14 protein-coding genes are annotated in these 23,813 nt (G+C 61.1%); 4 read left to right on the top strand and 10 right to left on the bottom strand.

The features are described from left to right. Position 1 precedes the first annotated feature (1 nt). The 5 genes from AB4O09_RS07430 to AB4O09_RS07410 form a co-directional block, all read right to left on the bottom strand. Complete coding sequence (locus tag AB4O09_RS07430) at positions 2 to 4,468, bottom strand: Ig-like domain-containing protein (RefSeq protein WP_460108070.1); 4,467 nt, start codon at positions 4,466 to 4,468, stop codon at positions 2 to 4. Beyond that, positions 4,461 to 8,582 carry a Tc toxin subunit A-related protein gene (locus AB4O09_RS07425; RefSeq protein WP_460108068.1) on the bottom strand — a complete coding sequence of 1,374 codons (4,122 nt, stop codon included), beginning with the start codon at positions 8,580 to 8,582 and terminating at the stop codon, positions 4,461 to 4,463. Before AB4O09_RS07425 ends, AB4O09_RS07430 begins: the two co-directional genes overlap by 8 nt. After that, positions 8,579 to 10,426, bottom strand: a complete 1,848-nt coding sequence (locus AB4O09_RS07420) for an Ig-like domain-containing protein (RefSeq protein ID WP_460108065.1) — start codon at positions 10,424 to 10,426, stop codon at positions 8,579 to 8,581. The genes AB4O09_RS07425 and AB4O09_RS07420 overlap by 4 nt, the downstream gene beginning before the upstream one ends. Continuing rightward, positions 10,417 to 12,189 (bottom strand): Tc toxin subunit A, encoded by a 1,773-nt coding sequence (locus AB4O09_RS07415; RefSeq protein WP_460108062.1) that lies wholly within the window; start codon positions 12,187 to 12,189, stop codon positions 10,417 to 10,419. The genes AB4O09_RS07420 and AB4O09_RS07415 overlap by 10 nt, the downstream gene beginning before the upstream one ends. 132 nt (positions 12,190 to 12,321) lie before the next feature. Beyond that, positions 12,322 to 14,349, bottom strand: a complete 2,028-nt coding sequence (locus tag AB4O09_RS07410) for a hypothetical protein (RefSeq protein WP_460108060.1) — start codon at positions 14,347 to 14,349, stop codon at positions 12,322 to 12,324. 1,238 nt (positions 14,350 to 15,587) lie between these two features. Here AB4O09_RS07410 and AB4O09_RS07405 point away from each other — a divergent pair. Next, positions 15,588 to 15,956: a DUF6124 family protein gene (locus AB4O09_RS07405; RefSeq protein ID WP_013694123.1), complete on the top strand. Its 369-nt coding sequence runs from the start codon at positions 15,588 to 15,590 to the stop codon at positions 15,954 to 15,956. A 138-nt stretch (positions 15,957 to 16,094) separates the two neighbouring features. Here AB4O09_RS07405 and AB4O09_RS07400 read toward each other — a convergent pair whose 3' ends face one another. After that, positions 16,095 to 16,454, bottom strand: coding sequence for a PilZ domain-containing protein (locus AB4O09_RS07400; RefSeq protein WP_003205114.1), 360 nt, complete (start codon positions 16,452 to 16,454; stop codon positions 16,095 to 16,097). 290 nt (positions 16,455 to 16,744) lie between these two features. Then, a complete protein-coding gene (locus AB4O09_RS07395; protein ID WP_003205116.1) occupies positions 16,745 to 17,119 on the bottom strand; it encodes a tetratricopeptide repeat protein in 375 nt (124 codons plus the stop codon). Between the two features lie 120 nt (positions 17,120 to 17,239). On the opposite strand from AB4O09_RS07395, the gene AB4O09_RS07390 reads away from it, so the two are divergent. Both AB4O09_RS07390 and pyk read left to right on the top strand, forming a co-directional pair. Further along, positions 17,240 to 17,374 carry a hypothetical protein gene (locus AB4O09_RS07390; RefSeq protein WP_256212897.1) on the top strand — a complete coding sequence of 45 codons (135 nt, stop codon included), beginning with the start codon at positions 17,240 to 17,242 and terminating at the stop codon, positions 17,372 to 17,374. A 55-nt stretch (positions 17,375 to 17,429) separates the two neighbouring features. Next, entirely contained in the window at positions 17,430 to 18,881 is a 1,452-nt protein-coding gene (gene pyk, locus AB4O09_RS07385; protein WP_003205118.1) for a pyruvate kinase, read from the top strand. Positions 18,882 to 19,092: 211 nt separating this feature from the next. Here the strand turns inward: pyk and AB4O09_RS07380 are convergent, their stop codons facing one another. Genes AB4O09_RS07380 through AB4O09_RS07370 form a run of 3 tightly spaced genes read right to left on the bottom strand, consistent with a single transcriptional unit; the run spans position 19,093 to position 21,905 of the window. Continuing rightward, positions 19,093 to 19,842 (bottom strand): enoyl-CoA hydratase, encoded by a 750-nt coding sequence (locus AB4O09_RS07380; RefSeq protein ID WP_003205119.1) that lies wholly within the window; start codon positions 19,840 to 19,842, stop codon positions 19,093 to 19,095. 28 nt (positions 19,843 to 19,870) lie between these two features. Further along, positions 19,871 to 20,806: an iron-sulfur-binding ferredoxin reductase gene (locus AB4O09_RS07375; protein ID WP_003205121.1), complete on the bottom strand. Its 936-nt coding sequence runs from the start codon at positions 20,804 to 20,806 to the stop codon at positions 19,871 to 19,873. Next, positions 20,799 to 21,905 (bottom strand): GGDEF domain-containing protein, encoded by a 1,107-nt coding sequence (locus tag AB4O09_RS07370; RefSeq protein WP_003205125.1) that lies wholly within the window; start codon positions 21,903 to 21,905, stop codon positions 20,799 to 20,801. The genes AB4O09_RS07375 and AB4O09_RS07370 overlap by 8 nt, the downstream gene beginning before the upstream one ends. A 378-nt stretch (positions 21,906 to 22,283) precedes the next feature. On the opposite strand from AB4O09_RS07370, the gene AB4O09_RS07365 reads away from it, so the two are divergent. After that, positions 22,284 to 23,807 (top strand): fumarate hydratase, encoded by a 1,524-nt coding sequence (locus AB4O09_RS07365; protein WP_003205127.1) that lies wholly within the window; start codon positions 22,284 to 22,286, stop codon positions 23,805 to 23,807. Positions 23,808 to 23,813: the final 6 nt, after the last annotated feature.

The following is a 23,813-nucleotide window of genomic DNA, read 5'->3' as shown; positions in this document are numbered from 1 at the left end:
GTCAGGTCCCATGAACATTCACCTCGGCGTCGATTGACCGCGTGGGCAGGTGCGGACTTCTTAACTCCAACGTGAAAGAACCCCAATGTGATGCTTTGGTCAGAATCGACCAACTCAAGGGGGCTGTGGTCACGGGCTGTGGTTGAAACAACGGCGGATCGAAAACCAACTGAAGCGCGTCTCCTCCCGACATCCACAAAGCGACACTCGTGGCGTTTATCAGGGCGCTATCTTCCTTGGCTCGCAACTCCCAGGTGTTATTGGTTCCATCTTTCAGGCTGAGCTTTCTATGGGCCAGATCGAATTCCTGACTGTTCAGGTAGAAGGTGAACTCCTCCAGCCAGCTATCTTCATCGCGAGTAATCCCTGGCAAAGGAGGCGACGGTGGCATTTCGGTTATCAAGGGAATATCGAATTCCAGAACAAAAGGCCTGTTTTGCGCCTGGTCGGTAAAAATAGTCCAACTCAAGGAAGTACTGCCCTGCTCCATCGCAACCAATTGCCCCAAAGGCGGATCGAACACCAGACCCTGCACCTCTTCGCCCGGCTTGAATTGCAGACAAATCTGGGCATCCGGCTCGCCAATCAGCCAACTGCCCCCATAATCCAACTTCAGCGTGCAAACCTGTCCTGCGAATACATTCAACTTGACTTCAGACCACTCTACGGGCCTGCCATCAACGTAAGGTCTGAAGTCCTGCAACCATGTCATGTCATTGGGCAGCAGCTCAAAGCTGAGAGCTGCCATCTCCCATCCCGCATACCCCCCCGTGACAATGGCGTATAGAACCCCCTTCCTGACTCCGGGCAGCCTGAATTGCACCTCGGCTTGCCCATCGACATTTGTTCTGGTCGCTGCAATCGTGATCTGGGGATACTCCCATCGCACCTCGACGTCCTCCAGAGGTTCGCCAGTCATGGCCGACACCACGGTCACGACCGCTGAAACCAGCTCCCCTAGGTGACCGTTGGGTTTGTCGCTGGTGAGCGACTGGATTTCCCGGGGCTCGTGTAAAAAGTACGACAGCGCCACCGATGACGCGTACTGCCCTTGCCCCACCGTCGCAGTCAACTGCGCGGCGCCGGGCGTGGTGGGAACATAGCGCACGCGCGCCACCCCGTAATAATCGGTCACGGTGGTCACTTCCCCCAGGTCATCACCACGCCAGATCACGGTCACCCCGGCAATCGGCTTGCCGCTGATGGAAGAGACCACGGTGACCTGTTCGACCAGTTCCTGCTCCCAGTCCAGTGTCTGGTGAACACCGCTGTCCCAGCGGATCTCCAGCACTTGCTCGCCCTCGCCCAACGACATCGCGTTCGCCGGGGAGAGGCTGGCCAGCCGCTGGGACGCCAGGCGCAAAGCAAAGCCCCCGTCCTTCAGATCGCCGGCCTTTAGCGTGAAACGCAGGCCATCGCTGGGAAACTCGCGAGGCATTCCCAGGGGGTCAGGCAAAAAGCTGATGCCCAGTTCGCTCGGCCCGGTTCCGGTCATGCCAAGCGTCAGCTCGCGCTCAAACAGAGGACTGTTCTCGGGAGCCATCAGCTCAAAAACATGTTCGCCCTTGCGGCGTGGGAAGTAGGTTTTTTCGCCCCAGGGCTGTGCCGCGGCGCCATCAAAGCTGACCGTCAGCCCGGCCCAGGGATCACTTGCCAGCGCCGTGACTTCAAAGGGGCGCTCCTCTTCGTAGCCGTCGTAACGACTGCTCACGGAGGCCTTCACTGCCTGGGTTCCGGCGGCGGCCGGGGCCACGGGAAAACCGGACCAGCCTTCGGCGTCGGTGGGTTGCGCGCTTGACCTGCCCGCTGTCCAGGTCACCGGAACCTGATTCACGGCAAGCCCTGTGAAATGAGAAACCACTTGGACCCACAGCCACGCAGGATCCTGCCCGACCACCGGGTCGACCGGCGATTCGCGCCAGCCCTGGATCCTGACTTTGTTATGCGCCAGCGTCATCGGCTTGGCGGTGGCGACGAAGTCCAGCGCAGGCACTGCCCACGCCAGGGCAAACTCGCCCGGTTGCTCACTGGCGGTAAAATCCAGCATCCAGATCGCGCCGCCGTCGTTGATCGGTTGCGCAAGATTCAACACCGGACGAACCGTTGCCCCCAACTCCTCGGCGGATGTCCCGGACCATGCCAGCGTTGATTCCAACCCCACCAGCGGGCTCAGCGCATTGGGCAAAACGCTAAACCGATGAAGCGCCCCCAGGCACGGATAAAGCGCCTGGGCGTCCAGTGCTGCGGCAATCTGGTCGAGTCTCAGGCTGACTTCTTCCGCCAGGTCCTCGGACACCAATCGCCCCGTCAGCTCGCGAACGACTGAAACGCTCTCAAGACGCAACTCCAGCTCAAACAGGCTGCTGGTACTGCTATTGACCTGTGAGGCGAGCGTCCATTGGGCGCCAGCCGCCTCCAACCGCTTGGGCGTTCCAAGGTCACTGGGCAACAGCCCAATATCCGGCGCGGCCCCTCGCCAATGCAAACTGATGTTTTTATCGATCCACAGGCTGCCGGCGTTGGGCACGACTTTCAGTGTGTGGGTCTGCCCGCGTCGACAGAGCACACCGAGCGTATTGCGCTGGACCACCTCGCCATCGAGCAGAATACTGACTTCGCTTTTCCAGGGGCTGGTCGCAATCGCCGTCACATCGAAAGGCTGCTCCACCGCAACGGCTTGCTCGTGGGCCTTGATGCTGGCGATGACCACCTTGTCCCCCGCGCTCTGCGGCGTGTACAACACACTGGCCCAACCACCGGCGCCCGTGGTGACGGTGGAAATCGACTCGGCGCCAGCCTTCCATTCGACCTGGGCATTGATGACCGGATCGCCGTCGCCGCTGGCCACGAAGTGCACCACCTGCACCCGCAACAGCACGCTTTCGTTTTCGTCCACCACGGGAAATTTGTTGGCCTCTCGGACGTCTCCCACCCGGACCAGATTGCGCGCCAGCGACATGGTTTTTTTCGGTGAAGGCAGTAACAGTTTCGAGCAGGCCAGTTGCAGCTCGAAGCGACCGTCATAACGATCTTCGCTGGTCAGGGTCCAGGCCAGCTCGGCACCGGTGACCGGCACCGCCGCTTCAAGGGCCGGATTGACGACAACCCCCAGTTGCTCGTGGGAATCACCGCTCCAGTGCAACGACAGCTGCGTCCCCTGCAAGGGACTGGCGGCGGGCAGTTTCACGTCGAGGGGATAATCCGAGCCGCGGTTGGGGTAACCGGTTTTTTCCTCCCAAGGCGACTCAACCCCCTCGACCACCGTTCGCACATCCTTCCACGGATCCGTCGCCAACACCCGCACCATCAAGGTTTGAGTCAACACGCCAGAGGCGTAGTAAAGGCTCTCGACCGACGCCTGGATCTCGACATCACCGGCCTGCGCCGGCTGAAAATCAAAGTAGGCCCAGCCGTCAGTTCGGGTGATGGCAACGCTGGCGACCTGCCCGGTCGTGGAAGTCCAGTTCACGGTGCGGTCGCTCAAGGGTTGCCCGGTGTAATAAGAAGTGACCTGCACCCCCAAGCGCACACTTTGGTCGTATTCCAGCACCGGGTAATACGCCGCCTCGAGCACTTCACGAAAAGCCAATCGATGATGACCCAGGGACACCTGCACCGGATAGACCTCAGCGGCGTACTGGTTGACCAGGTCCATGGAGAACGAATACGGCCCGTCTTCACCGATTGCCGGGCAGTCCAGGGCCCAGGCCGAATCCAATGGGTGATCCACGCCCCAGGCCGGGGTCGCCATCAGCGCCTCCTGGGGATTGTCGTCGCTGGTCAACGCCGCTTGGGTGCCGACCCAGGCATTGCCCGGGTCGGGAACGAACTCTAGCTGGTGGGCCAAGTCACCCGAGGCCCCCAGGCACACGTACAAGCGCCCGGCTGCCGGCCGTGTTTGCTCATCAAGCTTGAGTGCTTGCATCAGCGCTGGCTCAAGGTGCAACTGGAGGTTGATACGCGTGATGCGGACATCCGAGAAAACGTCACCGGGAACGTTTCGCGGGCTATGAATACTCACCGTGAGGATGTCTTGAGCGTTGAACGGCAGGTCCAACGGGACGTTGTAGGGAATGGGTCTGTACTCCCGCGGCTGACCGTTCCTGCGTCGCGCCTGATCCTCCTGCGCATCCCGGGCCGGACCCGGCGGCAACAGGATTTCCTGCTCCTGCGGCTGTTTATCGCTGCTAATGAGCAGCCTGCCCGGTTCGGTGTGCCTCGTCTCGCACAGGAACGTGAGGACGTAGCGAGCTTGAGCGCCTGGATCCTTGGGAGCCGTCAGCGCCTGATTGACCGAAGCCCCATTGCCGGCGGTCAGAAAACGAACGTGCTGGCCCTCCTCTTCATACCAATCGCTCGCAGTCCCCAAGTAACCCGAAGCCGGTTCCTGTATCCAGTGATCGATCCACTGTTCGAAGTCGCCATTGAGCACCAGATTTTCATTGGCCAGGATAATCGGTTTATTCATGGCGACCTGCTCCTTCGACGGTTGAGAAGGGGGACAGTTTGCTTTCGGTCTTGGTGATCTGATCTTCGACGGCTCGCACGAACGGCGGCTCGCCGGCCCTGGCCATGTAACGGATACGCACGATGATGTCCGTCAAGGACAGCAGCATGCTCTTCTGCGGTTCCTTTTCCGGCCTTGGGAAGCTCAACAGCCAGCGTGAAACCACCCCGGTGTTTTCGAAGGGATTGAGCAGGCTGTCATCGAATTTCATCGCCACCATGCCGTGGTCGCCAAGCCCCATCGACAAGGCGATCTGCTGACCGCTGCGCAGGTTGATCTGCACATCGGAAGGCGCCACGCGACCCGCGGGATCATGCAAGTACTCCACCGCCGGAATGGTGGCCTTGGTAGCCGTCATGCTGCTGATCTGCAGCAAGGTGGCACGTACATGTTCATAAGGCCCGATCAGCACAGGCAGGTCGACCTCGACCGAGCTGATTTGCCGACAGTAATGCCCCGGATGGTCGCGGTCGAACAGCAATTGCGAGAGTTTGAACTCCAGCGTTCCTTTGGTACGCAACTGATCCAGTGCGTTGGCCCAACTGCTGTTGGTGCCCGCCTGCGGGTCGCTCGCGTCATCGAACAACTGGCGCAAGGAAAGGGTCTTGACCAGCTCCAGCCGCCGTTCATAGCGTTGCAGGTACTCGCGCTCCATGCGCAGCAAATGCCCGCGCAGGTGTTCGCCTGCCGTCAGGCCGTGGCGATTGTCCAGCCAGACCTGGGGCAAGGGGATCTGCGAATCATAATCACCGGTTTCGGCACTCAGCGAGGCCTGGGCGCTGAGGCACAGACTGACGACGGCATCGTAGGCCTGGTAGTGCAACGCCTTGAACTGGCCCAGCAGCCAGCCGTACAGCTCGGCGTTGGTTGCGCGCTTTTTGATGAAGTTGTACACCGTCAAGGCCTGGTTGTTGACCAGTAGGGTTTGATCCAGTGTGGTTTGAGCGGCGCTCACCGCATGGGTCTGGGCGGTGATTTGTGCATCGAGCGCACGCACCTCCGCCAGTGCCTGATTACGCTGCAGTAGCCACTCTTCGCGGCGGCGACGGTAACTTTCGGTGGTGGCCTGTTTGTCCGCGTCTATCTGCATCGTCGACGACGCTATATCCAGGCCGAAACAAACCGCGTCGACCATTTTGTCGATACGATGCCCACCGTTGGCCAAACCAAAAATAGTGGGGAGCGAGGCAATCACGGCGCCCGCAGGTTTGATGCTTGCCGAGGTCAGCGCCAGGATTTTGGAGATCTGCAAGCTCTCCATGACCTCGTACTCAACCTTCGACACATTCTCGTCATAGAGAAGCGCATAAGCGATTGCCCGCTCCTCTGCCACGGCCCGGCTTTGCTCCAGCGCGCTCTTGCTCGCCTGTAGCTGAGTGATGTTCTGTTCCTGCACAGTCCGGGCGTAGATACCCAGTTCCACCAAATGGTTCTGCTGCAGTTCCTGCTGTTCGATCAGGTCCCGTTGTTCGAGTAATCGCAGCACCTGGGTGCCGTGTTCCTGGAGCGCCTGCACGGCGCGCAATGCCACCTCGAACGTCGTGCGCCAGCGGAAAGCCCCCACCACCAACCGCCCGCCCATGGGTCTTGGCGCACCGGAACCACCGGCCGCCAGGTCGCTCAGCAACGCGTTGGGATCGGTGGGCGGGCTGAACAGCGCGAGCTCCAGTGGCTTGCCGTCCAGGGTGAGGTTGTTGCGCAGGTTATGCAGGCGCTGGCCAGGCAAATCGTACAGCGCGAGCAACTGTTCATTGATCGGTGCCTTGAAGGGCTCGTTGGCCAACAGCCCCAGCAGCGGCGGCGCCTCGGCGGCGGCAGGAAAGTCCGCCAGGCTGAACGCAAGGTTTTGTTCAAATTGTTCAAGGGCCGGTCGCGACATGCTTTTGTTCATCAAGCTGTCCACCGTGTCGGTTTCCCAACGGTTGACCGTTCGCACCGCCGGCGCCTTGCCCATCAGGAATTCGGCCTGCACGTAACACAGCTTGGCCGCTACCAGGCTGTCACGGGTGAGTTGGCGGTAATACCAGTCGCCCCAGGCCATCAGGTTCTTGACGTACTCCGAGAACACCAGAATCTGGAAGTGCCGGGGCGCCGAATAGCCGATGGCGTCGGGGTCGGTGGGCGCCCGGGTTTCACAGCCCAGGTTGCCGGCGCTACTCAAGGGGCGGCAGCGCCAATACGCCGGTTTTGGATTGAGGTACTGGCCGTTGTCGGGGTCGGCCGGCGCTTGCGGGTCGAACAGGTAATGCAACCAGTTCTGCGCTTCCAGGAAGCGGTCCTCGGTGCGCAAACGTGTGGCCACCAGGTGTGGCAGGTGGAAAAACAGCTCCCAGAAGAACAGACCGTTAGCACCGTCGAAGGCCCCGTTGGGCTCACTGATCGTTTTCGATTCCGGGGGCGGCTCCGGCAGAAACTGCGTGTCCCAATCCAGCACCGCATCGACGGAGATATTGGAACGCTGTACCAACTCTGGGCCGAACAGCGAATTCAGCCGGGCGTATTCAAGGGTGAGCTCGGCCTGGTTGAGGGAGAGGAACTGCGCCGCATCGAAGCTGTTCTTGAGCAGTGAGACGGGGGGGAAATCCGTCACATTGATAATGGTCAGTTGAAACTGATTTTGGCCCTGGGGGCCCACACCCAAGGAGCCACCCAACGTAAACGTGGTCGGCTGCGGCCACGAACCGCTCGCCCGTCTATAAACCTTCCATGGGGTACTCCAGCCACCGACAATGGGAAAAGAAGCCCCCAAGAGATCCTCTGGGTCTCCGTCGGCGCGACCGACCAACCTCAAGTCCATGAGGACAGGGAGTCCGGTCAAACCCGTTGGCCGGCAGTAGCCGCAGACCACCAGTTCATCGAAGCCATCGACGCGAAACACCGCAGCCTGCAGACCCAGGTAGGGTGTCATCGTGCCCGGCCTGTCCACGACAGTGACCATGGCCGGCTGATTCATCAGCGGGTGTTGAACCGTCTCAGCCGTGACAAAACGCTTGAGCGCCGCCTGCTCCAACCAGCCACCATCGTCCCAGGCCAGGGGGCGGAACAGCACATCGCGCACCGCAAACACCTTGAGGGAAGCCTCGTCGTTGGTTAAAAAAACGCCCAGCTTACCCTTGGGGTTGTAAGGGTCGGCCCACACAGTCGCAATCAACCGGGCGCCTTGGGAAAGGTCGCTGTCATGCACGCTGCTGTGCAGGCTCAGCGGCGCCGACCACCGGCCGTTCTGGGCCTTGAACGCCACTTTGACGTCCAGCCGGTGCGGCAGGCTTACGTTGGCCTCCTCGTCCTCTTCCTCGTCCTCGTCTTCGCTTCCGACCTTATACTGCCACTCGGCCCACACCAGGCACAGTCGCCCACTCCAGAACACCGGCCGGATGTCCATCACCGTCACGCCCGTGGGCGTATCCACCGGCAGCCATTCACTCCAGGCCGCCGGGTTAATGGCGGTGCTACTGGGGGAAAGCTCGACCTCGGCCTTGCGCCAGAAATACTGGTAAGGCGGCACCCGCTGGCGTCCGACAAAGTAGTAGTCGGCCCGGGCCGGCGAGACGCTGTCCATGTAGCTGCTGAGCACGTCCAGGTTGCAGGTTTGCTCGAACGTTTGCAGGTACTCCTGCAAGGCAACCTGAACCGAATCGCTGTTCAAGTGTGCCTGGTTGAGGTTGTTTTCAAGGGTCTTGAACAGGCTGGTCTTGCGCTGCCGCACGAAGGGGTTGATGAAGTTTTCCGGGTAAAGGCCGATCATTTGCAGCGCCGACCAATCCGGGTAGTTGTTGTAGAGTTCCCAGGTGGCCAGGTCCCGCTTGTCGAACTCGGTGTCGGCATAGCCGGGTTCCAGTTTGCGGTAGGCGGCGTGGATGAACTGCTGGGCGCAGCTGGTCGCTTCAGCGACCCAGGAGCTCTGCACCGGGTAACTGTCCAGAGGATCCAGACGCAGCAGTTCAAACAGATCCGCTGGGGTACGCAGGAATTTGTAGGGTGGATTCTCGCCACTTTTACCAACGTGCCCGAGACTGTATTCGATCAGGGCGGTCCGGCGTTTTTCGAGCAAGTCACCCATCGTGTTCCCTGTCATGATGCTTGCTCCTCGCTTTCAAAGCTGATGGGCGGGAAATCAGCGAACGCGTCACCGTCGGGAGTGATGGTGATCTTGAGCCTTCCGCCGGTAGGGCTGGAAGCAAATGTCCGGGCCAGACCCTCCTGGTTGGTGTAGGACTGGTCCGGTCGATAAACCACCCGGCCTTCCCCCCCTCCCATATCCGTGGTTAGCCAGCGTGTCGGATGGTTTGTCGCAAGGTTTCCATGACGGTCCATAATGGTGGCGTAGAGTTCGACTTCCTGACCGAAGGGCACCGTTCCCAGAGGTACTGGCGACATGTACGCTCTTGGGACGTCCAGGTTGAGCTTATCGAAAATGACCTCGACGGTAGGGGCATACTCGCGCTCAAACAGATCGAGCCAGAATTGCGGCGTGTCCCGCCCCAACACCTTGCCCGGTATGTACTCGGCCTCAACTACCCCGTCTGTATTCGTCGCCTGGGTTTCAATGGTTCCCAGCTCGGCGCTCCAGTAAACGTTGACTCCGCTCAACGGTTCCCCATTGCTGTCCATAAGGGTGACGGTGAAGGTGATTTTTTTCCCAGGCGCCGCCACCACCACGGTATTGTCCGGGACGCATGTCACGGTAACGAGCTGTTTCAGATCCCCGGTGAAGGTCGCCGGCGGCCTATCGGATTCGGACAGGCTCAGCAAGGCATGCTCGGCGGCTTCCTTGTAGGCGGCTTTGTCGATCTCTTCCGGCAACCCGCCCAGCAGGAAAATCGTCAAGGCATCCATGCCGGTGTGCGCCGCCAGCACCCGAACCCGCATCAACAGATCCAGTTGGGGCAGGTTTTTCAGGATCTTGTGCTCGGATTCGATGCGGCTGACGCACTCGCGCACCTCTTGCACGCTCCAGTCAAAAAAACCGGCCAGCCGAATGGACGCCGCTTGTTCGGCCAAATGCACTGCGTGCCCCCCTATAGGAGAAGGCAGCGCATTGACCTCGCGCAGGTAGTCGAGCAACGTCTGCGCCGGCTGGTCGCTCAGCTCAAACGCACGGGTGAGGGTGCTCAGGTAGTAAAGCGTGCGCACCGTGAACGCGTGCTTGTCGTCCTGGTCCAGCCAGGCTTTATGGCCGTAATCCAGATAGTCGCGCAACACCTCGGCGCCCAGCTCCAGTTTCGCCACCACCGCACTGCGACGGCGCACATCGGCCAACAGCGCAATCAATGGGTCAGTCAATGCGTTGCGGCCCTTCACCAGGCCTTCAAGACTCGAAAGGTCGCGTTCGAGCACCTGGCGCAGCAGCCGGCTCACCGTTGAATTGGCCCACGCCAGCACCTCGAGCGCTTGCTCGGTACCGATACCCGTGTAAACCGCCAGGCATTCCTTGACCACCGACACCTGGGCGTCCCTGGCTTCCAACACCACGGTGAGCATTCTCTCGACAATGGCGGGGCGCTCCAGCTCATATTGTTCCCCGAGGCCGATTTCCACGGCGTGCTCAAGCTGTTCTCGCGCAAAGGCCAGGTATTGAGCCTCGGTTCCCGTGCGCGACATCACCAGCCCATCGAACTCGACCAGTGTCGTTTGCATCCCCAGCAGCTCCAGCCAACTGGCCCCCGCCATCGCTGGCACACCCGCCATCAGGATCGCCGAGTGGGTGAGCAGTGCGCCGGGCAACAGGTTGAGCACCTGTTCAAAAAACCGCCCTTCGGCGTCCAGGGAGGTGTCCAACACCGAGGGCTGGGAGACCTGCTGCACCATCCAGAGCACCGGCAGGTCGCGATCGGCGCACCAGTCCACACACAATTGCATGGCCTGGATGAGGTTCAGCGCATCCGGGCTATCGCTTGCGGTGGAATTGATCAGGGGCACACCCGCCAGGCCGTCGAGCCAAAGCTCCCCCCCAGCATCGTCAGCATCAACACGCCTTCGACCGGGGTGATGCCCAACAGCCGGGGCAGCTTCACCATGCGGTAGAAACTGGACATGATCGCCAGGTTACGCGGCAGGCTGTCGCCGGTGATTTCATGGGCATTGGCAATCGCCAGGGCCAGGTAGTTGTAGGTCTGCAGGTCGATGCCCAACGCGCTGCACAGTTGGCTGACGGTCAGATCGGGCACCTCAGGTGCCGGTACGATCGGAAACGGTCCGTTGTCGAGCTTCAAGGGCTCACGATAATCGCCCTGGTTATTGAAGACCTGATCGAATTGGGAGAGTGCTTCACCGCGACCGTAAATCGACAACTCGTCGATAAACACGGCAAAGTCGTTCACGGGACATTCATAGCGCTCGCGCAACGACTGAAACAGCCCCAGTGCATGCACGACCTGTTCGGTGATCCACCAGGCACTGGTGGCTGCATCACCGCGCACTTCAGCCTTGATGGCTGCCACCAGCAGCGCATCCACCTGTTCACTCGGCAGTGCCAGCCATTGATCCAGGCGCAACTTGCGATTCATTCGGTCGTAACGCGCAAGTCCTGCGGCGTCGCCAGGGCTTACTGACAGCCTGTGGAGGAACGCAGGGCCATCTGCGCTACCCACAATACTGACACCCGGGTGGTCGTTGGCGTTGAGATAAACCGACCCCGAGCGCCCGCTTTCCGGCACGTCGGACTCCGTTTGCGACGAGTAGGTCACATTGGCCGAACGCACTGGCGCAAAGCCGCGTACCGACAGCAAGACCTCGAGCCCCCGGGTGTCGAGTTTGGTCCGTTCGCCGAAGAATGGCATCTCTTCGAGGTCCTGCCATGTCAAGTCATCGGTGCCAAAGTTGTGCGCATAAAATACGTCGCGGTCGGCGAGCTTGGCAGCCTCCTCCGTGAGCAACCGCCGCTGATAAGGTCCCAATCTCGACGCATGGGCCAGGGCCGGTCCCGCATCGTTGTACCAGGCCTGAGCCTGAAAAAAATACGGAAAGGACGGGCTCACGCTTTGGACAAAACTGCCCACCGACAGGCCATGGTGACGGGCGACCGTATCCACCGTGACCCAATGCTGGAAGTAAGGCAGCCCATTGGGATAGCGCGCCTCGATCATGGCTTGCTCAAGGGCCTCTGGCGCCATATCGATAAACCTTTCCAGCACCGGGACGATGATGTCCACCGATGACACGGATCGATGCACCGCGTTGAAATCGACGCTCAGCGGCTTCAGGTCTTTGCGCCGATCATGCAATGGCAGCTTGAACATATCGTTGGAAGCCGCTTCGATGCGTTGCTCGATCCACCTCATCAACTCAATCAAATACGCCACGGGTGACGCAACAGATTCCAGGGCCTGGGGTGGACACAAACTGTCGAACCGGGGATTAAACAGCAGCTCAAAACTGGGGCCTCGAACCATCGACAGCAAGCCACTGCTTGCTCGCCGCTGCTCTTTTGCAGAATCGTACAGGCTGTGCTCGATGAACTGACGCCGCAGGTAAATGGCCATGCTGTTGAGGCGCCGTGACAGCTGACGGGCGTCATCGGGGCTCACGCCAAAGTCTCTCACCAATCCCTGTACGCCCTTTTCCACCAGCGTAAAGATCGAACCGCCCTCTTCAAGGTACGTTTGCAGCGTCGCGTAGGCTGTGAGTTGCTGGTCACTGAACACCTGAGTCAGCAGCTGTAAAGCAGGGCGGGAGTCAGCCATGGACGAGACCTCGAGTTCGATAACGGCCCGCAGCGGTCCGACGAAGCCGTCAGGCCGAGCGTCTGGTAAACGTGATTTGGCGCTTAAGGGCCCAAGCCGTCTACTGTCAGAACCGACAGGTTTTATGACCGTCTATCGGGAGTTGGGCACCTGGGTCGGGCGGATGGGCAGCAGGACTTCGAAGCGCCGGCTCTCAACCCAATCGGAAGCCGTCGCGCCGTCCACCGTGTCAGTGATGGTCTGCCTGAACCGGCACCAGTTACCGCCAGCCGAGAGCGCCTGCGACGCCCCGCCTTCCCAACCACTGGCAGCGACGGGGAGACCCGTCGCCCACACCTGATCAGGGTTGAACCAGCTCACCACCTGGCCGACGCCCGGCCGGCCCTGACCTTCGAAGTTGACCGGGTTGTCGACCCAGCCTCCGGCCACGGGCACGTCGATGGAAGGTCGATAGGTGCCCAGCACCACCGGCCGCGGCGGTGAATCGGCAGAATGAAAACCTTCGCTCGACGCCACGGCCATCAGGTCGTAGAGGCCGCCGGGGTGATCGAACGCCACCGTCACCGACCAGGTACGATCCTCCAGCACCGGGCTATCGCCCAACACCGTCAGCGCAGCGTCACCCAGCTTCACCGTCACCGTATCCCCCGGTACGCCGAAACCCGACACCACCACCCGCCGGCCGATGTGCTCGTCGGTGGCCGGGGTTTCAATGAACGGGGCAGCCGGGACGACGTTGAAGGTCAACGGCGCAGTGTCCTTGGAGGTCCGTCCTTCGAAGCGTTGCCGGGCCAGAATCGTGGTCTCGCCCACCGGCAGCGTCACTTCAGCTTTCCAGCCTTCGGCGCCCACAAAAACATCCTCGATCAACGGCTCACTGGCGCCCAGCAGCCAGACATCGACCCGCCCGCCCGGCATGCCTGTGCCAGACAACACCATGGTGCGCGGCAGGTCGCTGCCTGGCTGCGGCACGTCAAACACCGGTGGCAATACCACCACCTCGAATGTCACCGTCTCACTGCGCTCGGAAGGCACCCCACGCAGGGTCTGTTGCGCGTCGATGGTGTAGCGACGAAAGGCCAGCACGGGCAGCTCGACAGACCATTCGCCATCGGCAGTCAGCACCTTGGGCTCGCCCAGATCCGTTTGAAATTGGGCGTCGCGCACTTGCATCGATGCCTCTGCCATGCCCTCACGCCCGCGGACGATCAGCTCGCGACCGACCTCAGCATTGGGGATGGGGTCAGTGATCACTGGCTGGCGCATGGGCAGAACGACCGTGAAGGTTCTGGATGCTGCAGGTGAGGGTTGCTGGGCGGCGGTCTGGATCAGCGTCGCGGTGTGGATGACCTCGGGTGCAAACGGCTCGGTGCGGCGGAAATTCCAGGTGCCGTTGTTATTCTCGACGGGGTGTTCGGTGGTGCTGTCACTGAATGTGAGTGTCAGCACCGCGTCCGGCCAGCAGGTGCCATTGAGGTTGGGCGAGAGGCCATTTTCCACGGGCACGTTCATGACCGGTGCCAGCGGTGGGATGGTGACCTCGATTTCCTGCCAGGTCGGCGACGGTGCTCCATTCAGGTATTGCCTGATATGGACTTTCCGTTTGAATGTCGGCCCCCAAACCTCTGATGCCCTGCTCTGCCACTGACCGGACGACACGCCAGCATCCGGCGCCACCTTCGACGCACCACCGGGATTGAACAGCATCACCGTCGCACCGTTGAACCCTTTACCCGAGAATACGGGCTGGTAGACCGGTGTGTAGGTGATATCGGTCGGGTCTGGAAGTATCAGGTTGACGGGGAAGGTGTATGGCTGCGAGTCAATCCAGCCATTGGCACCGTCGGGAAACCGCTGGATCGCCCGCAGGCTGTACGAGCCAAATGGCCAGTTTGTCGCGGTTGTGTTCCAGCGGCCTCCGTTTACCGGCGCAGGGGCCGGCGCTGTGGCGTTGGGGCCGCTGACGACCGTGATCTCGACGGTTGAGCCGGTATAGCCGTCGCCTTCGAATTTCACTGAGGTGTCGGTCGGGGTGGTGACGGTGACGGCGGTCAATGCCGGTGGGCGGATTTTGAACGCTTGAGGAGCACTAAGCCCCGACGGGAAGGTTTGATAGGTTTGTTCCGCCACCAACGAAACCGTCCCTGGCGGCACTTGCACGTCGGCATTCCAGGAACCGCTCGACCCTACCCCAACTGGAGGACCGACCGGTCTGCCGATGACATCGAGCCTCACTTCGACACTGGCGCCCGACCTCCCGTGTGTTCCGAATACAGTGAAATTCATCTCCTGATGGGTGGTGGGCGCGGTGATGGTCGGTGGGCTTAGGCTTAACACCTCGAAAGATAAATCATTTGTGTAACTTGGAACTGGACTGCTCTCAACTTTGTATTCAGCCCGCACGGTATAGATTTTTCCAGACAGTGCCGCAGTTGATGTGGCTTCCCATGTTGTTCCTGGCCCTACGGCAATCACCGAAGCCAATTCAGTGGTGCCGTCAAGTACTCGGATACGCATGCCTGGATCAGTTGAAGTTTCACCTGGAAAGCACTCCCCACCGAAAACAACCTGACCGGGAGCGACTAAACCATTCGAGGGGGGCGTGGTGAGCGTGGTTGGACGCCTTACGACCGTCCTCGGCCGCGTTGGTCCATGTCCACTTTGGACGGCAACGTACCTTAGGTCTGACTCGTTTCGCATAGTGGCGTCCACCGTCCAGCTACCGTCACTATTGACATCGTAACTCGCGCCCAGGCTCTGGGCAGTGCTGGCATCCAGAATCATTACGGCAATGCCAGGTCTGGCGCCGACACCTGAAACAAGAAATGTTGATTCTGGGATATAACCCGAGGGAGATAAGATTTGAAACTCAGGATCACGAATCTCCATGTCCTTTATGTTTTCACCAGACTCGTTTTTTTCAATATCGTCGTCAGTGTCCATGACGCACTCCGTAGTCTCTGGCTAACAGGCTGGCGATATGACCGGATAGTTCGTGGACTCATTGAATATCCATCTGGCGACTCTAAACACCTGTTAGTTCTGACAGTGCCGACGAGTGGCGGGGCCTGGTGCAAGGAAATATCCGGGTGACTACAGCGTCTTGCGCAACGGACTACAGATCCGCCAGAATCCGCCGGCTTGTGCGCCTTGGCCTTGCCCCGTAACTTGATTCGCGTCGCTGATAACCAGTGATCGGGTTTAGTCGCCCGGAGGCAAAAGTGATGTGTACAAGCGTCATCCAGTCGGGCTCCCTGCCCGCACTTGATGGTGGCTGTTCGCAGGGCGCCCTCGGGCGCGCCGGGCTTCACTTTTCCACCGGTCGACTAACCTGCGTCCAGCCGCCTCCCTTCGTTTAGTCGCGAACCGGGTGGCAGCCCCATCATGGAAAAGTGAATATGATCAAACCAACTCCAAATCCGCCCCACACCGACCCGCTATCCCCCCACGAAACCCTCGACCCCGAAAAACTCGACCAGGCCGCCCAAAAAGCCCTGGACTACTACCTCAAACCCAACCACGGCCAACCCGACAAGAAGACTGTCAAACCACCGGATTACTTCATCGTCGCGCCCGACGCCGACCCCGAAGGCATGCTCGCCCACACCTATGAAACCTTCTGCTCGGTGAGCACGCTGATTCTGGATTTATCGGAAGACCTGGAAGGCGCCCCGCGCAACCTGGCCCTGGCGATTCACCAGATGGGCGAGATGGGGGTGTTGTTGCTGGAGAAGATGCTGGATAACGAGGCGAAGGTTCGGCGCTGAAGAGGCGTATGAAAAACCTGTGGGAGCGAGCTTGCTCGCGATAGCGGTGGGTCAGCTTGCATCAATGCTGAATGTGCTGCCGCCTTCGCGAGCAAGCTCGCTCCCACAAAGTGTTGCGCCAACAAAAGTGACCGGGGCTCAGGCCGACTCCGGCAACGGATAAAAACTGAAATATTGCTGCAACGCGCTGATCAGTTGCCCGTACTCCGGCGGCGCCCATTTCAGGCTGAAACCGGCGTCGAAATGCTGCGGCGTCACGTCTTCGCGGCACCACAGGCAATTGGCTCTGAGCACAATGTTCTGCTGCGGTCCCTCATCGGAAGGGATCTTCAGGTGCAGGTCAAAGTCCGCGCCGACCATCAACGGTAAATGGCTGATCAGCATCAAGCCATCTGCAGAAACGTTGCCCAAGAAACCGATGGGCTTGCCGTTGACGCCATTGAACACTCTCAGGAAACACGGCAACTGCTGCCGTTCGATTCGCCGCTTTTTGTACATGTCCTGTATCGCTTTTTGAACGACCCCGAATCGGGGCAACCTAATACTTCGGAACGAGCACACGCCAGCTCGCTCTCCCCGATCCCGGTGCCAGACGCTCGCAAGCGTCCAGGCCCTACTGCCGCCGGTCACAGGTGCCGCTTGAAGTTAGAGATTTAGCTCTAATGACGATTTGTACAAATATAGCTCATGGTCGTGTGGCAGCCAGTCCGTCCGTACACCTTTCATAAACAAAAACACGCCAGGCGCTTGTGGCCAGGGATCGCCCCGGCCATGGCTTGATGAGCCTGTCAGGACGCCGTCGGGCGCATCGCCGACGCGCTGCGGGTCGGATAATGGCCTAGGCTCTGCAGGGTCTCGAGCCGGGCGCGGGCGCGGAAGGCGTATTCGCTGTCAGGGTATTGGGTGATGATGAACTGGTAGGTCTGCGCCGCATCGATAAACAGCTTCTGCCGTTCCAGGCACTGGCCGCGCAGCATCGAGACTTCCGGCTGCATGTAGCGGCGGGCACGGCTGGCGCGGTCGACCTGGGACAGTTCGAGCATGACCTGCTCGCAATTGCCGCGGTCATAGGCCTTGTAGGCCAGGTTCATGTGGTGGTTCATCGACCAACGGGTGCAGCCCGTGACGCTCAGGGCCAGGGCAACGAAAAGCACGAATCGCATGGGAGGTTCTCCTGTCTTGAGCTCTGTATCGACCTGGGTGGGAAAATCTTCAGCCTGAAAAATGGAACTGGGCTTTGTCCTTCTGATAAGGAGGATGATCAGTGATGGAGGCACAGTGACATGAATGAAGCCTTGCTCCCACAGATCATTCCAGCTCACCACCAAGCTGTACTTGAAAGCTCATCCAAGGCGCAAAAATTTTCAGGAATGTTCATTTCGAAAAACAAACGAAAAAGTAGTGCATATGAACAATGACTACACCCAAAGAGCATAGTAGCCTTCGCTGGCGCTTGAACTTGAGGAGTCTTGCATGTCCGTCCGTCGCACCAAAATCGTCGCTACCCTTGGCCCGGCCAGTAATTCGCCGGAAGTTCTCGAACAGCTGATTCTGGCTGGCCTGGACGTTGCCCGCCTGAATTTCTCCCACGGTACCCCCGACGAGCACAAGGCTCGTGCCAAGCTGGTGCGCGACCTCGCCGCCAAGCACGGTCGCTTCGTTGCCCTGCTGGGTGACCTGCAAGGCCCGAAGATCCGTATCGCCAAATTCGCCAACAAGCGCATCGAGCTGAAGATCGGTGACGCCTTCACCTTCTCCACCAGCCATCCGCTGACCGAAGGCAACCAGCAAGTGGTCGGCATCGACTACCCGGACCTGGTCAAGGACTGCGGCGTGGGCGACGAGCTGCTGCTCGACGACGGTCGCGTGGTGATGCGCGTCGAAACCGCCACCGCCACCGAACTGAACTGCATCGTGACCATCGGCGGCCCGCTGTCGGACCACAAAGGCATCAACCGTCGCGGTGGTGGCCTGACTGCACCGGCCCTGACCGAAAAAGATAAGGCCGACATCAAGCTGGCCGCGGAAATGGAAGTCGACTACCTGGCCGTGTCCTTCCCGCGTGACGCCGCCGATATGGAATACGCCCGTCAACTGCGCGACGAAGCCGGCGGCACTGCCTGGCTGGTGGCCAAGATCGAACGCGCCGAAGCCGTGGCCGACGACGAAACCCTCGATGGCCTGATCAAGGCGTCCGACGCCGTGATGGTGGCCCGTGGTGACCTGGGCGTGGAAATCGGCGACGCCGAGCTGGTGGGCATCCAGAAGAAGATCATTCTGCACGCACGCCGCCATAACAAAGCGGTGATCGTCGCGACCCAGATGATGGAGTCGATGATCCAGAACCCGATGCCGACCCGCGCCGAAGTGTCCGACGTAGCCAACGCCGTGCTCGACTACACCGACGCCGTGATGCTCTCGGCCGAAAGCGCCGCCGGCCTCTACCCGCTTGAAGCGGTGCAGGCCATGGCGCGTATCTGCATCGGCGCTGAAAAGCATCCGACCAGCAAGACTTCCAGCCACCGCATCGGCAAGACCTTCGAGCGCTGTGACGAAAGCATCGCCCTGGCGACGATGTACACCGCCAACCACTTCCCGGGCGTGAAGGCGATCATCGCCCTGACCGAAAGTGGCTACACACCGCTGATCATGTCGCGCATTCGCTCCTCGGTGCCGATCTACGCGTTCTCCCCGCACCGCGAAACCCAGGCTCGCGCGTCCATGTTCCGTGGCGTCTACACCGTGCCGTTCGACCCGGCCGCCCTGCAACCGGGCGAAGTCAGCCAGGCGGCGGTGGATGAACTGGTCAAGCGTGGCGTGGTGCAGACTGGCGACTGGGTCATCCTGACCAAGGGCGACAGCTACCACACCATCGGCGGCACCAACGGGATGAAAATCCTGCACGTTGGCGACCCGATGGTCTGAGTGACCGAGCGCTGAAAAACAAAAGCCCTGCCATGTGAATGGCGGGGCTTTTTGGTTTTTGCTCTCGGAGAATGCAGTGCCTGAACTGCCGTCATCGCGAGCAAGCTCGCTCCCACAATGGTTCTGTGGTGTTCCGAGACTTTCCGCTCGCCCCCAACCCCCTGTGGGAGCGAGCTTGCTCGCGATAGGGCCAGTCCAGGCGCTGCAAAACTCAATGCCTGTTGATAAACCCCGACAACGCCGCTACCGCCTCGGGCGAGCGCAGGCGTTGGGTGAACAGCCTGCCCTCTTCTTCGATCACCCTGAGCAGTTGCTCCCGGTCGGGCGCTTTCATCAGTTGCTTGCTGATGTTCACCGCTTCAGCCGGCAGCGATTCGAAGCGCAACGCCACTTCCCGAGCCTTGGCCAAGGCCGCCTCGCCACTGTCCAGCGCCTCGGTGGCAATGCCCCAGGCGACCGCCTGTTCACCACTGAAGCCCTCGCCCAACAGCAACAATTGCGCAGCCCGGGCCTGGCCCAGCAGCCGCGGCAGGATCAGGCTGGAGCCGAACTCCGGACACAGTCCCAGGTTGACGAACGGCATACGCAGCCGCGCGTCCCGGCTGACGTAGACCAGGTCGCAGTGCAGCAGCAATGTGGTGCCGATGCCCACCGCCGGCCCGGCCACGGCGGCGATCACCGGTTTGCGGCAATCGAGCAGACTGAGCATGAACTGGAACACCGGGTTATCGAGGTCGTTCGGTGGTTGTTCGAGGAAGTCGATGATGTCGTTGCCGGCGGTGAAGCAGTCACTGGAGCCGGTGAGCAGCACTGCGCGAATCTGCGGGTCGGTATCGGCCATCGCCAGGGCTTGGGCCAGTTGACTGTACATGGCCCGGGTCAGGGCGTTTTTCTTTTCCGCACGGTTCAAGCGCACCGTCAGCAGGCCGCGTTCTCGGTCGAGCAACAGGGTTTCGGTCATGGTCGGTCTCGCGTCTGAAGATCAGCGCTCAACCACGGGGCAGGAAGACGTCGGCCAGCAGTTGATTGCGCGGCAAGCCGGCCAGGTACAAGCGCTTGGCGAAGGCCTCGACCCGGTCGGGATGGCCGCAGAGTAAGGCCTGGGTTTGCCGCGAAACAAGCCGCAGTTGCGCCAAGGCGGACGGCGCCTCGGCCGCGGTCAGCAGCTCCACGCTGAGGTTTTGATGCTTGGCCGCCAGCGCCGCCAGGGGTTTGGCCAGGTAATGCCCGGCTCCATCATGGGCCACGTGAATAAGGCGAATCGCGCCTTGGTGATGCTGGCGCAAAGCTTCGCGCAGCAAGCCAAACAACGGCGCCAGGCCAGTGCCAGCGGCGAGCAGCCACAGCGGCCGGTCGTGCCAGTCGGGGTCGTAATGCAAGGCACCGCCACGCAGTTCGCCCAGGCGGATCGGGTCGCCGGCCTTCATCTGCCGGGCCGCCTCGATGAATTGGCCGGGCTCGCGGCAATCGAGGTGGAACTCCAGGAAACGGTCTTCCTCGGGCAGGCTCGCCAGGGAATACGGCCGGGCCACGTCACCGGCCCACAGCACCAGGTGCTGCCCGGCCTGATAACGCAGCGACCGCTCGGGGGTGATGCGCAGGCGCAGCACCTCGCCACCGAGCCAATCCACTGCTGCCACGTGAGCGGCCTGGCCGTCGCGTTGCGGGTCGAAGGTGTGGATCTGCACATCCTCGACCACCTGGCATTGGCAGGCCAGCCGCCACCCCTGGTCGCGCTGCGTCGGGCTCAGGGCGTCGGGGCGGCTGTCGCGCACATCGCCGCCCACGCACTGCACCAGGCAAGCGTGGCAGCTGCCGGCGCGACAACTGTAGGGCACCGCCACACCGGCGCCGTTCAACGCGTCCAGCAGGTTACTGCCCGCCGCCACCGTCCATTGCCGACCGGCGACTGTCAGTTCAGGCATCGGTGTTCTCCCAGCCGGCAGCGCACCGATTGCGGCCGTCTCGCTTGGCACGGTACAGGGCCTGGTCGGCACGCTGCAACGCGTTGTCCAGGTCATCCCCCATTTCCAGCATCGTCATGCCCGCCGACAAGCTGAGGGCGCCGACCTGCAGACCGATCAGCTCGACTTCAGTGAACGCCAGCCGCAGCCGCTCGCAGCAGGCCGTCAGGCGCTGGGGGTCGCAGGCGGGCAGCAGCATGACAAATTCCTCGCCGCCATAACGGGCCAATACATCGCCCTCGCGCAGGCACGCGGTGGCGACCGCGGCAAAGGCCTGCAGCACCTGGTCGCCCGCAGCGTGGCCGTGCAGGTCGTTGATGCGCTTGAAATGGTCGAGATCGATCAGGGCCAGGCCATGGGCGATGCCGGGCCTGAGGGTGTTGAGCTCGCGGGAAGCGAGGCGCAGGAAGTGCCGGCGATTGAACAGCCCGGTCAGCTCATCGGTGGCCACCAGGTCTTCGAGCTGGCGCATCATCCCGCGCAAGGTGTCCTGGTGCGCCTGCAAGGCAAACCGCCGCTGGCGCATGCGCTGGCGTGATATCTGGACGTAGCGGGCGTAAAACACCAGCCACACCAGCACGAGAAACAGCACGGCCACCTGCAACCCGGCCAAGGTGGGATCGGGCAGCCTGAAGAAGTAACCGTCCCATAGGGTAATCGCGGTGAAGCTGATGAACACCAGCGACGCGCAGCGCACAAAGGCCCGGCGCGACAGGTGGAACAGCCCGAACAACAGGATCAATACATAAAACACCAGGAACACGCCCCGGGCCTGGTCCAGGTGCGCCATCATCCAGGTCTGCCAGCCCAGGCCGATCAGCACCTGCGCTTCGGTGAGGCTGGGGTCGGCGAAGCGCAGGTTACGGTCGGTGATAAACAGCGCGAACAACCCGGCCTGGCACAGCACGACCAACACGCTGCCGATGATGACACCGCGCAACGAATCGAGGTAATGACCACTGAAAAATGCCAGCCACAACAAAACCAGTGCCAGCGCGTACGTCGCGGCCGCCAAAGCGAAGCGTTTCAGCAAAAGACGTTGAATGGCGTTATGGGTCAATCGTTGACTCACCATGGGAAAGGAAACTGACAGGAGGCGTCCTACGCTACAGGCCAGACGCCACTTTAGTGGCGTGTAGGACAAATGACCATTCAATTCTGGAGCAGAAAAATGGCGTCAAAGCAATGGCCTATATTGACGCAGTGGTTTGGTGCCTGACACGTTACCTGTGCACCGCTCTGTTGGGCTGTGGGAGCAAAGCTTCTGTGGGAGCAAGGCTTGCTCCCACAGGGGGGCTAGCCTGCGATATACTGCCGCGCCTTTTTAGCGTCGCGCCAGCATGCCCGGCGTGCCTTATAGAGGTGCCGCCCGTCGACCGATGCACCCAGCGGCCGGCACCTTATTGAATGTTCCCGTCTTTAGAGAGGAGCGCGACTCATGACCGTGATCAAGCAAGATGACCTGATACAGAGCGTTGCCGACGCCCTGCAGTTCATTTCCTACTACCACCCCGTGGATTTCATCCAGGCGATGCACGAGGCCTACCTGCGCGAAGAATCGCCGGCAGCCCGCGACTCCATGGCGCAGATCCTGATCAACTCGCGCATGTGCGCCACCGGCCATCGGCCGATCTGCCAGGACACCGGCATCGTGACCGTGTTCGTGCGCGTGGGCATGGACGTGCGTTGGGATGGCGCGACCATGAGCCTGGACGACATGATCAACGAGGGCGTGCGTCGCGCCTACAACCTGCCGGAAAACGTCCTGCGTGCCTCCATCCTCGCCGACCCGGCAGGCGCACGTAAAAACACCAAGGACAACACCCCGGCGGTCATCCACTACTCCATCGTCCCGGGCAACACCGTGGAAGTGGACGTGGCGGCCAAAGGCGGCGGCTCCGAGAACAAGTCGAAGATGGCCATGCTCAACCCGTCCGACTCCATCGTCGACTGGGTGCTGAAAACCGTTCCGACCATGGGTGCCGGCTGGTGCCCACCGGGCATGCTCGGTATCGGCATCGGCGGCACCGCCGAGAAAGCCGCGGTCATGGCCAAGGAAGTGTTGATGGAATCCATCGACATCCATGAGCTCAAGGCTCGCGGCCCGCAGAACCGTATCGAAGAGATGCGCCTGGAGCTGTTCGAGAAGGTCAACCAACTGGGCATCGGCGCCCAGGGCCTGGGTGGCCTGACCACCGTGCTCGACGTGAAGATCATGGACTACCCGACCCACGCCGCCTCCCTGCCGGTGTGTATGATCCCCAACTGCGCCGCCACCCGTCACGCCCACTTCGTGCTCGACGGCAGCGGCCCGGCGTCGCTGGAAGCGCCACCGCTGGACGCCTACCCGGAAATCGTCTGGGAAGCCGGCCCGTCGGCCCGTCGCGTCAATCTCGACACCCTGACTCCGGAGGACGTGCAGAGCTGGAAACCGGGCGAAACCGTGCTGCTCAACGGCAAGATGCTCACCGGTCGCGATGCCGCGCACAAGCGCATGGTCGAGATGCTTAACAAGGGTGAAACCTTGCCGGTGGACCTCAAGGGCCGCTTCATCTACTACGTCGGCCCGGTCGACCCGGTAGGCGACGAAGTCGTCGGTCCGGCCGGCCCGACCACGGCCACGCGGATGGACAAGTTCACCCGCCAGATCCTCGAGCAGACCGGCCTGTTGGGCATGATCGGCAAATCCGAGCGCGGCCCGACCGCTATCGAAGCGATCAAGGACAACAAGGCTGTATACCTCATGGCCGTCGGCGGCGCCGCTTACCTGGTGGCCCAGGCGATCAAGAAATCCAAGGTCCTGGCGTTCGCCGAACTGGGCATGGAAGCGATCTACGAGTTCGAGGTCAAGGACATGCCGGTGACCGTCGCCGTGGACAGCAAAGGCGAGTCGGTGCACATCACAGGCCCAGCGATCTGGCAGCAGAAGATCAGCGAAAGCCTGGCGGTGGAAGTGCAGTAACCCGCA

This window comes from Pseudomonas sp. H1_F01, assembly GCF_054681425.1.
Note: the sequence above shows the minus strand (reverse complement) of the source record. Positions and strands in the feature narration are given on the sequence as shown.